The following is an 11,539-nucleotide window of genomic DNA, read 5'->3' on the forward strand; positions in this document are numbered from 1 at the left end:
CGATCAAAAAGACATTCCTTCTCTGCGATCGATCAATGCACTACATTTCCTACAATTCCATAAGAAACAATATACATAATGGCACTTGCCATAAAAAGTCCGCACAGGATCGCAATGGAGGATTTTTTGATATCCACCTCAAGAAGAGAGGCGATCAGTGCACCTGTCCAGGCTCCTGTGCCCGGAAGAGGGATTCCCACAAACAGCAAAAGTCCCAGAAATTCATATCTCTTGATCTGGTCACTCTTTCCCATAGCTCTGTTTTCCAGCTTTGTGATCAGACCTCTGAACGTCTTTGTTTTTTTCATCCATTTAAAGATCTGCCGGATAAAAAGCAGGATAAACGGAATCGGAATAATATTTCCCACGATACAGATCGGCAGTGCCTTCGCAGCCGATATCTTCAGCAAAGAAGCTGCCAGAAGGCCGCCGCGAAGCTCCAGTATCGGGATCATAGAAATGATGAACACAGCTCCCTCGGGAGAGATAAACTGTGCAAGGTGGTGTGAAAACCATTGTACCAGTACTTCCATAGTACCTCCTTAACTGTTATTTCTGCAGATATTCCGTCAGGAATTCTACCAGCTTTTTCATCTCCTCATCGGTACCGATGGTGATACGGAGATGATTGTCGATCCTGTCCTTCGGGAAATATCTTACATAGATATGTTTCTCCCTCAGTGCTGCGAAAAGCTCTTTGGCCGGACAGCTCTCATGTGTGGCAAAGATAAAGTTGGATCTGGAATCCTGGAAGGAAAATCCAAGCTTCCTGAGCTCTGCCTTTGTCCACTCTCTTGTTGTAATGATCTTATGGCAGCATTCCTCAAAATATGCCTTATCCTCCATAGATGCCACACCAGCCGCGATGGTAGTACGATCCATGGTATAGGAGTTAAAGGAATATTTCACATCATTGAGATATTTGATCAGCTCCGGATTTCCGAAGGCATATCCGATACGCATTCCTGCCAGGGATCTGGACTTGGAGAAGGTCTGCACAACAAGCAGATTATCATATTTTTCGATCAGCGGCAGTGCGGATGCTGCTCCGAAATCCACGTACGCCTCATCTACAATCACGATACTCTCCGGATTCTTTGCCACGATCTCCTCGATCTCAGAAAGAGGCATTTCCACGCCGGTCGGTGCATTGGGATTAGGGAATACGATTCCGCCGTTTTCACGGAAATAATCTTCCTTACGGATATGGAACTCCTCATCTAATGCCGGGCGCTCATATGGGATCCTTAAAAGATCTGCCCATACATCATAGAAAGAATAAGTGATGTCCGGGAACAGGATCGGTTTCTCTGAATTAAAAAATGTGAGAAAACACATAGCCAGTACGTCATCGGAACCAACGCCTGTAAATACCTGCTCGTCCTTCAGGCCGTAGAACGCGGCAATACTGTGTACCAGGTCTCCTGCTGTCGGATCCGGATAAAGTCTCAGGGTATCGGCATCAAGGGCCTTCAGCGCCTTCTCCACACCCGGAGCCGGTGAATATGGATTCTCGTTTGTATTCAGTTTGATCATGCCGCTCTCATTTGGCTGCTCGCCAGGAGTATACGGCACTACTTTTCGTATATTAGCTTCCCATGGTTTCATGCTGTGCTTAACCTCCTATCATATTCTTTTGCTATTGTACTCACTGCGAGGACATTTGTCAAAGGGTAATACCACCTGCTGGGAAACAAAAAGACACCCGTACCGGGTTACAGAGTACGGGTGTCTGATATATTCTTCTTAATGAAGGGCTGTTTTGGTTCGTATCAGGCGCTTAAGATCAGATACGTGCTACGCCTGTTGCTTTTGCTGCCTCTGCTACTGCTTTTGCGACAGCCGGTCCGACTCTCTTGTCGAATGCCTTCGGAATGATATACTCCGGAGAAAGCTCCTCATCTGTGATCAGATCTGCAAGAGCCTTGGAAGCTGCGATCTTCATCTCATCGTTGATATCACTTGCTCTTACATCAAATGCACCACGGAAGATTCCAGGGAATGCAAGAACGTTGTTGATCTGGTTCGGGAAGTCACTTCTTCCTGTGGAGATAACCTTTGCTCCGCCTGCTTTTGCGTCATCCGGGAAGATCTCCGGTGTCGGGTTTGCGCATGCGAAGATGATGGCATCTTTGTTCATGGTCTTAACCATCTCTGTTGTAACTGCTCCAGGAGCGGAAACACCGATAAATACATCCGCGCCAACCAGCATCTCTGCAAGAGATCCCTGTTTCTTCTGAAGGTTTGTGAGCTTGCTCATCTCTTCCTTAACCGGGTTCATTCCTTCTGTACGTCCCTCATAGATGGCACCCTTTCTATCGCAGAGTGTAACATCCTTGAAGCCTGCTTTCAGAAGAAGTCTGCAGATAGAGATAGCAGCTGCACCTGCACCGTTCATAACGATACGAACATCCTCTTTCTTCTTTCCGACAACCTTCAGAGCGTTTGTCAGACCTGCAAGTGTGATAACTGCAGTTCCGTGCTGATCATCGTGGAAGATCGGAATATCACATTTCTCTTTCAGTTTTTTCTCGATCTCAAAGCATCTCGGAGCGGAGATATCCTCAAGGTTAACACCACCGAAGGATCCGGAGATCATGTAAATAGTATTTACGATCTCGTCTACATCATGGCTCTTAATGCAAAGCGGGAATGCATCTACATCGCCGAATGCCTTGAACAGTACACATTTACCTTCCATTACAGGCATACCGGCTTCCGGTCCGATGTCACCAAGACCAAGAACTGCGGAACCGTCTGTTACAACAAGACACATATTCCATCTTCTTGTAAGCTCGTAGGATTTATTGATATCTTTCTGGATCTCAAGGCAAGGCTGAGCTACACCTGGTGTATATGCAAGAGAAAGGTCGTCTTTATTCTCAACCGGCACTCTTGTAACAACCTCGATCTTACCTTTCCAATCTCCGTGCAGTCTTAATGACTCTTTTGCATAATCCATTTTCTTTTCCTCCTTGGATAATTATGATATATTTCATTTCAAAAGGATTACCTGAATTAATAATTACCATTGAAGAATTTACTGTCCTTCGGAAGCTCATAGCCTTCAAAATAAGAGCCAAAATCAAGCTTCAGATAACTGCAGAGATCAGCAAGCTCTACCATGGTATTGTCGTTGACCGGAATGCCATTCTCTTTTCTGTCTTTTTCAGCAGCTACCTCTTTCTCGCCGTGTGTATAGATCCTGTCCTGACCGTCTGCCTTCGGACTCTCCCGAAGTGCCTCAAGATATTCTGAAAAATGCTTGCGGATCGCATCCGGATCTCCGAATGCCGCCGGGTTAATCGCCATAAATCCATGGCAGATACCGGTCTTATCCGGGAATGTACAGCATTTATCGGAGGTAACGCCCATGGAAAGAATAGAGCTGAACAGCTCACAGAGCATTCCATAGCCATATCCCTTATGGCTTCCGCTGACTTCCTCGTTTCCACCAAGAGGCATGATTCCGCCGCCCTTCTTGGCTACGATGTTTGCAAGTACATCCGGTGCATTATTGCTGGCATGACCGTTTTTGTCAAGTGCCCAGCCATTCGGAAGAGGCTTGCCCATCTTATTATACATTTCCAGTTTACCTCTGGTTACAACTGTTGTGGAACAGTCAAAGAAAAACGGATACGGGTCTGCAGGCATAGCGACTGCGATCGGGTTGGAGCCCAACATAGCCTTTCTTCCAAAAGTCGGTACCATGATCGCCTCGGAGTTGGTACATGCCATTCCAAGAAGGCCTTCATGGCAGGCCATGTTCGCATAATATCCTGCAATACCGAAATGGTTGGAATTTCGTACACTTACGATTCCCACACCAGTTGTCTTTGCCTTCTCAATTGCCTTTTCCATGGCAAAATGGCTGATCAGCTGGCCCATTCCATTATGTCCGTCTATCACAGCAGAAATCGGTGTCTCAAAAACAACTTCCGGTTTCGCCTGGGGATGAATAGTCCCCTTCTCGATTCCTTTATGGTAACGAACCATTCTCTGCATTCCGTGGCTCTCGATCCCATACAGATCAGCAGTCAGAAGAACATCTTTAATGATGCTTCCTTCTTCCTCAGAAAAGCCAAACGCTTTAAAAACGTCTCCGCAGAAATGGTTCAGTGTGTCATAACTCCATTTTACATATCCCATAATCGCAAGTCCTTTCTCCTGATATTTCCGGCAGGTTACCGCCCACGCTGTGGCCTGAAGCATATTTTATACGATACTGCAGGGGTACAGTAACCTTCATCCTGTGCTGTCTCGTCTTATGCTGTCCTGCCTCATGCTATCTTACCTTACGCTGTCTAGTCTCATGCTGTCCCAACTTACGCTGTCTCATCTTATGCTGTCTCGTCATGAAGCCTTCAGGATGCTGCCATAATATCAAACTTTTTTGGTATTACCAATACAGTCCCTATTATAGCACGCGGTCTTACCAAAATCAATAGTGGTCTTACCAGATTAACGGGATTTTTACTGAAATTTTATTTAATTTTTTCAGGTGGATCAGCGATGAAATACAAGGCTGTTCTCCCCCTGCTGCTGCGCAATCTCCAGTATATATTTCTCAATGGTTTCCATATGTTCGCGCATCAGCTTCTCCGCCTGGTTCCGGTCTCCGGAAATAATGGCTTCCACCAGCCTTCTGTGCTGCTCATCCACCTCCAGAGCGGAATTATGTTTCTGCATAATATAGGCTCGGGTGCCGGAAATGATCTCCTCAGTCAGCTGCGCTGCCGCATCCAGGACATTGTAGATCATAGGATTCCCTGCGATCCTGCCAATCTTCGTATGAAGCTTCTTATCAAGACCTGCACGGGCTTTCTCGTCCTCTGAGCTCTCCAGCTGTGCCAGGATGGAACGCAGATCTAATGCATCCTTCTCCGTACAATTCCCGGCTGCAAGAAGCGCAGCCTCCTGCTCCAGCGCAGAACGAAGTTCCTGTACCTGCTGTACATGGCTGTTATTCAGCTGAAAAAGAAGGGCCAGTGGTGCAGAAAGCCACTGATCCATATTCTCGGTAATATAGTTGGCCCCGCCGCGGACCGTTGTGACAATTCCCATCAGCTCCAGTGCCCGCAGGACTTCACGGACAGCAGGTCTGGAAACTCCCAGTGATTCTGCCATAACACGTTCCGCAGGTAAAGTGTCCCCCGGCTTCAGTTCTCCCCGCCGGATATTTTCTATGATCTGCGCTAATATTCCGTCAAATGCTCGTTCTTCTGTAATCTTTGTAAACATGTCGTCCGTTTCGGCCGCCTTCCTTTATTATTGTGTTGCCTTCCTTTACATAAAAATCCCGGAATATAGACAAGTGGATATTTACCATTCTCAGTCATCATGCAGTTCTGCAACAGCTGATCGCTCTGCAGCCATTCAGCCAGTCTGTGCATTTTGACTATTTGCCCTCTCTATTTTCCGGACTTTTATAGTAAATATTATACGATAATTCCCCAATTTAATCAATAGTAAATAATAAATTGGTAAGACATATTATTTTATTCCATTATTGAGAATGTTTTCCACTTCCTCCATCTGGCCCAGAAGCATTTTCTGGCGGTCGTCAAAAAGAAGACCTTTATTATGCCTGTAATACTGGTCAGAACCGTTCTCCCGAATGAACCAGAGACTATAATAGTTGGCATTCAGTTCTGTGATAAATGCCACCATTTCCTGGCTGTCCCCAAAAGCAGCTTCCATGAAGTCGAAGACGTTCTGAAGAGTAAGAGATATTTCATCGGTTCGATTTTCGTAGGCTTCGGTTTCGGATTCAAAGAGGGCTTTCACAAACTCATAGTTCCGGTTTGATGATGGAACTTCCGATTCTGCTGCGGCACTTCCGCCTCCTGCCAGCTCTGAACCTGATCCGGTTTTATCTGATCCGGTTGATTCCGATCCAATTGATCCCGAGGTTGATTTCAATCCGGACGCATTTTCAAAAAATGACACAACACGTTTCTGTATACGCTCCTGCTGTTTTGTAAGAAGCTCACTCTTTTTGTCCTTTTCAAGATCCGCCTCTGCTTTTTCCATGAGATTTTTTGCTGTGAGGCTGTCCTGATTTTCTCTGAAGTACACCATATAATCATACAGTTTCGTGAGGTAGGCATCGGTAAGATAGCATTCTGTAAAAAGCTCGCTGAGCTTTCCGTTGAGAAGGCTTACAATGCTCAAATGCTCGTCCAGAGAGGCTGTGCGGATCTTACCCAGAGTAATGGGATCCCACTTTCCTTTCAGGATGTCCTCCACTTTATAGTCCGTTCTGTACTTATAATAAAGAGCCAGATAGCCTGCAAAATCCTTCGCGATCATCCTGTGCTGAATGTACTGACTGACCACCTCACGGTCTACGGTTTTTCCAAGGATCTCATAAACCTGGATCAGACGGGAAAGATCCTCCCAGCCTCTGGCTGTGGCAAAGATTTTTCCGTCTACGGTATTCTCCACCCTGTAGAAATTTTTTCTGCGAAGCTCCAGATAGGAGATCACCGCCGGATGAATTCCCTGCTGATAGGCGTATTCCTTCCATACATCAAAGTCTGCCTCCACATCGATCTTCTTGATACGGTCCAGAGTGACCACATCGAATTCCCGGACGGATTTGTTATATTCTGGCGGGTTGCCTGCTGTGACGATCACCCAGCCTTCCGGCACCTTCTGGTTTCCGAAGGTTTTTCCCTGAAGGAACTGCAGCATCATCGGCGCTAGTGTTTCAGATACGCAGTTGATCTCATCAATGAACAGGATGCCTTCTTTCAGACCTGTTTTTTCCATTTTGTCGTAAACGGACGAAATGATCTCACTCATGGTATATTCCGTGACAGAAAATTCTTCCTCACCATAATTCTTTTTTACAATAAAAGGAAGTCCCACAGCACTCTGCCTGGTGTGGTGGGTAATGGTATAGGAAACAAGAGCAATCCCGCATTCCCTTGCTATCTGTTCCATAATCTGTGTCTTTCCGATTCCCGGAGGGCCCATAAGAAGGATCGGTCTCTGTCGGATCGCCGGGATCCGGTACTCACCGAATTCGTCCTTTGAAAGATATGCTTCTATGGAATCTCTGATCTCCTGCTTTGCTCGTTTTATATTCATGGTATTCTCCTTTTCACGGCATATAAAAAACTGCCTGCAGGATCCTCCGCCTAAAACGGGTTGCCTTGCGCGACATCTGCAAAAAATATGCCTGAATCCAATGATAAATCGAAAATTGAATTCAGGCAAGTTTTTCACTACTATATATTTTTTTTATTCTGCTGTCAGTGTGTGTATCAGGTTCAGAATACGTCCCGCACACATTCTGACAACTTCTTCCGAAAGCTTTCCGTCTTCAAAAGCTTTTCGGATATTTTCTGCGTCGGCTGCATTACCAGGCATGATAATATCATTTCCTGCTGTCACGCATTTCCACGGAATACTTCCATCTTCCGGAACCGTTGTATTCCAGTCTGACATGATCACACCGTCAAATCCCCATTCTTTTCGGGCAATGGCTGTACAGAGATCAACACTGTTTGCAGCATGGACACCATTCAGTAAATTATAGGAAGACATGATTGCCACCGGTCTGCTTTCTTTAACTGCAATCTCAAAACCACGCAGGTAAATTTCCCTCAGGGCACGTTCTGATACCTGTGCATCTACGCCCATACGATTATCTTCCTGATTGTTGCAGGCAAAATGCTTAACGGTAACACCGCAGCCAGGTCTGCTCTGCACTCCTTTTGTCATGGCTGCTGCCATGATTCCGGAAAGCAGCGGATCTTCGGAATAATACTCAAAATTTCTGCCGCACAGAGGGTTTCTCTGAATATTTAGACCAGGTGCTAGCCAGAGATCTATGTGGAATTCTTCCATTTCTTCTGCCACTGCTATTCCAACTTTTTCCACAAGGGCAGTATCCCAGGTCTGAGCCAGTGCAGTTCCAACCGGAAATGCCGTACAGAACTGATAATATCTGTCTGCGTTTTCGTGAGTCTCATCTGTTCTCAGGTATCCGTTTTCCAGAGATCCAAGGACACCGATTCCATATACTGTGTCTGTTTCTCTGTCTACTTCATAATTCTGCTGAAGTCTCAGTCCTGCCGGCCCATCGGCCATGATCAGTGGGGAAACACCATATTGCTCATAAAGAGCAGCCGTGGTCTCACCGGCAGAACCAGGAACACGGATTCCTGCCGCCCCCAGATTACTGGAGATTCCAGCAATATTTCCATAAAACAGCGGGAGCAGATCCTTTGCAGGAATCTTATTTTCCGGTTGGCAGGTGCATTCTGTTCTCTTCTCTGGTTCAGGATAATAGATATATCTTCCAATCTTCTCATTCTCTGCCTTCTCTTTCCATTTCAGAGTTCTGGCAGAAAGATTCTGGCGGTCATAAACTTCTTCAGTAATATCAGTCTGATTCTCAAGGATATTCGTTTTATCCAGGATCACACTCTCCGGCACTTCAAGCATTGCAGCCAGCGTAAGCGATGCAATGCTGTTTCCGACCCAGACAGCATAATAACCTTTTTCAGCAATCCAGGCATGCTGCTCTTCGGAAAAATATGCCAGTGTCTTTCTGTCGATCCCGATTTTCAGCAGTTCTTTTTCCCCCGGCTTCAGAAGTTTTGTTTTTGCAAAGCCAGCCAGCCGACGGTATTCCTTCCCTGATTCATCCTGTGGAAGAGACACATAGACCTGCACGACCTCTTTTCCCGAAAAAGTTTCTCCTGTATTCGTTACCTCTGCTTCAACTTCAACGCCATCCCCTGATGTTTTCATCCCATGGAAGCGTATCTGCATTTCTGTGTAAGAAAGTCCATATCCAAACGGAAACAGCGGTTTTACACCAAAAGTATCAAAATAACGATATCCTGTATAAATTCCTTCCTTGTACTCTTCTCTTTCAAGCTTGCCATTAAGATAGCTGTATTCCTCTGCACACGGATAATCCTCATACCTTCTGGCCCATGTTGCAGTCAGCTTGCCGCCTGGAGTTACCTTTCCCAGAAGGACATTGGCGAGGGCAAGTCCGCCTCTTTGTCCAAGCTGGGAAATATTCAGGACAGCACAGATATTTTCTGTTTCTTCCAGAATATCTGTCAGTTCTACCGGACCGCCGGAATTCAGGATAAGTACTGTAGGAATCTTCTGTGCATCAAGGAACCGGATATCCTCCCGCTCCCGTCTGCTCAGATAATAATCTCCCTCGACCCTGCGCCTATCCTTTCCCTCACCGGAAATCCTGCTTACCACATAGATTGCTGTCTGGGCATCGACAGTATCTTCTGCTGTGACTGCACGGCCTTCCGGCATTGCAAAGGGATTTTCCGCATAAGCATCAAAAGGATTTTCCACAAACTTTGCTTCTTCCAGTATTTTTTCTTTCCATGCCCGGCGTGCTTCTGCGTATATTGACTCATAATTGGCCAGCCATTTCTCGCTTACGATCTGAATACCGTTTTCTTTCAGTCCCTGATAAATAGAAATGTTACTTCTGTTATTCACATCACCGGAACCTGTTCCGCCTTTCACTGTCTTTCCCGCACCGGCGCCGTATAAACCTATTTTCGTGGAAATATTCAGAGGGAGTATTTTTTTATCATTTTTCAGCAGTACAATACCCTCCTCTGCTGCTTTTTCCGAAAGAAGACCGTTTCGTATTTCACGGTCTGACATGCTGTGTTTCTTTGTTCCGCTGTGTTTCCATTTCTTAACTGTCATATCTTACCTGCTACCTTTTGTTATTCTTTTACGCCTCCAAGTGTCACTCCTGCGATGATAAACTTGGAAAGAAGAAGATATACGATAATAATCGGCACAATGGCAACTGTGATCATCATGTAAATCTTACCCATATCAAAATTCATATAATCTGCTCCACGAAGTGTTGCAATCAGGATTGGAACAGTCATCTTGCTTTTAGACTGGATAACCAGAGCAGGAACGAAATAATTGTTCCAGGAGCCTACAAATGTAAAAATCGCCTGTACAGCGATTGCCGGCTTCATGATTGGCAGGACAATACTGTTGAAAGTACGGAATTCTCCGGAGCCGTCAATTCTGGCTGCTTCTACCAGTGACATCGGCAGTGAGGACTGCAGATAGCTGTACATAAAATAGAATACGGCCGGTGACGCAACAGATGGAATGATCAACGGAAGCAGGGAATCATATAATCCCATCTTTGTGATCAGACGAAGGAAGCCCATTGCAGTTACCTGTGTCGGCATGACGAGGATCGCCATGATAAATGTAAACGCTACATTCCTTGCCTTGAAATCATAGGCATAAAGACCATATGCTGTCAGTGAGGAAAAATATGTACATAATACTGCACTGCATCCGGACACGATAATACTGTTAAGAATTCCCCTGAACATCGGAAAGCTTCCGTCATTTGCAACATTCATCAGGTTTTTCCAGAAATATTTTCCAGGAAGAGCAGAAAATCCCTTCTGAAGCTCTGCATGAGAATGAGACGCATTCACGATCAGTACATAAAAGAAAAAGAGACACATAAAGGAAAGAATAATAAGTACCACATGTGCCACGATACTTCTGATCCTGCTGGCTGTCTTATCTTTCATCATTTTGTTTTTCTCCTTTCTGCTCTTGCTCTCTTTTTCGCTGCTTTCTTAGATCCGTCCGGATCATTGTCGTTAGTCATACGATATACAAAGAAGCAGAGGATTGCACTGATAATAAACAGGTATACAGACAATGCTCCGGCCATACCATAATTCTTGCTCTTCAGATGGCTGTTCAGGAACATAATCAGTGTCATGGATGTTCTGTCCGGATTACCCTGTCCGTTTGTGAGGATCTGCGGTACATCAAACATCTGAAGGCCACCGATGATGGAAGTGATCAGAGTATAGGAAAGAATCGGACGAATCAGTGGAAGCGTAATATAGACGAAACGCTGAATGCTGTTGCATCCGTCCAGATCCGATGCTTCAAAAATATCCATACTGATTCCCATTACTGCTGCCATCAGCATGATGGTCGTGTTTCCGAACCACATCAGGAAATTCATGAAACCTACTAATGATCTTGTTCCCAGAACAGAGCCCAGAAAATCAATCGGTTCCTTTATCCAGCCCAGTGAACACAAAATGGAGTTTACAGGTCCGTTTGTGGAAAACATGGTAAAAAACAGAAGTGCAAATGCTGATGCCATGATCAGATTCGGCAGATAAATTACAACCTTAAAAAACTGCTTGCCATGAAGCTTCAGCCTGGCATCAGTAAACCAGCATGCAAGCACCAGTGCAATAACGATCTGCGGAACAAATCCGATCACCCAAAGGATCAGTGTATTCAGTCCGTATTTCAGCATGTCAGAATGCAGAAGACTGACATAATTGGCAAGTCCTATAAAATTAGGACCAATCTGCTTGATTCCAGAACGGAAATATTCAAAAAAGCTGTATCTCACTGTATCAAACAGCGGAATCAGCGAAAAGATAAAATAGATCACAAAAAACGGAAGAATAAATATGTATCCCCATTTTCCGTAATTAACGCTCTTTTTCTTCATAATGCTCTTCCT

The 11,539-nt window shown here is 45.2% G+C and carries 9 protein-coding genes; all 9 read right to left on the reverse strand.

Going from position 1 to position 11,539, the window contains the following annotated elements; translation table 11 throughout:
• Nucleotides 1-32: 32 nt before the first annotated feature.
• Nucleotides 33-533, reverse strand: coding sequence for a COG2426 family protein (locus NCY57_RS05150; RefSeq protein ID WP_059086725.1), 501 nt, complete (start codon nt 531-533; stop codon nt 33-35).
• 16 nt (nt 534-549) lie between these two features.
• The gene (hisC, locus tag NCY57_RS05155; protein WP_022426847.1) at nt 550-1,608 is read right to left on the reverse strand and encodes a histidinol-phosphate transaminase; all 1,059 of its coding nucleotides are present in this window, start codon (nt 1,606-1,608) and stop codon (nt 550-552) included.
• A gap of 178 nt (nt 1,609-1,786) precedes the next feature.
• Entirely contained in the window at nt 1,787-2,962 is a 1,176-nt protein-coding gene (locus tag NCY57_RS05160) for an NAD(P)-dependent malic enzyme (RefSeq protein ID WP_015526165.1), read from the reverse strand.
• A 56-nt stretch (nt 2,963-3,018) separates the two neighbouring features.
• A complete protein-coding gene (locus NCY57_RS05165) occupies nt 3,019-4,149 on the reverse strand; it encodes an Ldh family oxidoreductase (RefSeq protein ID WP_059086975.1) in 1,131 nt (376 codons plus the stop codon).
• 357 nt (nt 4,150-4,506) lie between these two features.
• The gene (locus NCY57_RS05170) at nt 4,507-5,241 is read right to left on the reverse strand and encodes a FadR/GntR family transcriptional regulator (RefSeq protein ID WP_015526167.1); all 735 of its coding nucleotides are present in this window, start codon (nt 5,239-5,241) and stop codon (nt 4,507-4,509) included.
• A gap of 252 nt (nt 5,242-5,493) precedes the next feature.
• The gene (locus NCY57_RS05175) at nt 5,494-7,095 is read right to left on the reverse strand and encodes an ATP-binding protein (protein ID WP_059086724.1); all 1,602 of its coding nucleotides are present in this window, start codon (nt 7,093-7,095) and stop codon (nt 5,494-5,496) included.
• Nucleotides 7,096-7,248: 153 nt separating this feature from the next.
• Nucleotides 7,249-9,708: a glycoside hydrolase family 3 protein gene (locus NCY57_RS05180; RefSeq protein WP_250789532.1), complete on the reverse strand. Its 2,460-nt coding sequence runs from the start codon at nt 9,706-9,708 to the stop codon at nt 7,249-7,251.
• A gap of 20 nt (nt 9,709-9,728) precedes the next feature.
• Nucleotides 9,729-10,574, reverse strand: coding sequence for a carbohydrate ABC transporter permease (locus NCY57_RS05185; RefSeq protein ID WP_044961860.1), 846 nt, complete (start codon nt 10,572-10,574; stop codon nt 9,729-9,731).
• Nucleotides 10,574-11,527 (reverse strand): carbohydrate ABC transporter permease, encoded by a 954-nt coding sequence (locus NCY57_RS05190; protein WP_015526171.1) that lies wholly within the window; start codon nt 11,525-11,527, stop codon nt 10,574-10,576. The genes NCY57_RS05185 and NCY57_RS05190 overlap by 1 nt, the downstream gene beginning before the upstream one ends.
• Nucleotides 11,528-11,539: the final 12 nt, after the last annotated feature.

Origin of the sequence: Blautia sp. MB18-30 (assembly GCF_023669475.1) — a bacterium.
Lineage (GTDB): Bacteria > Bacillota > Clostridia > Lachnospirales > Lachnospiraceae > Blautia_A > Blautia_A fusiformis.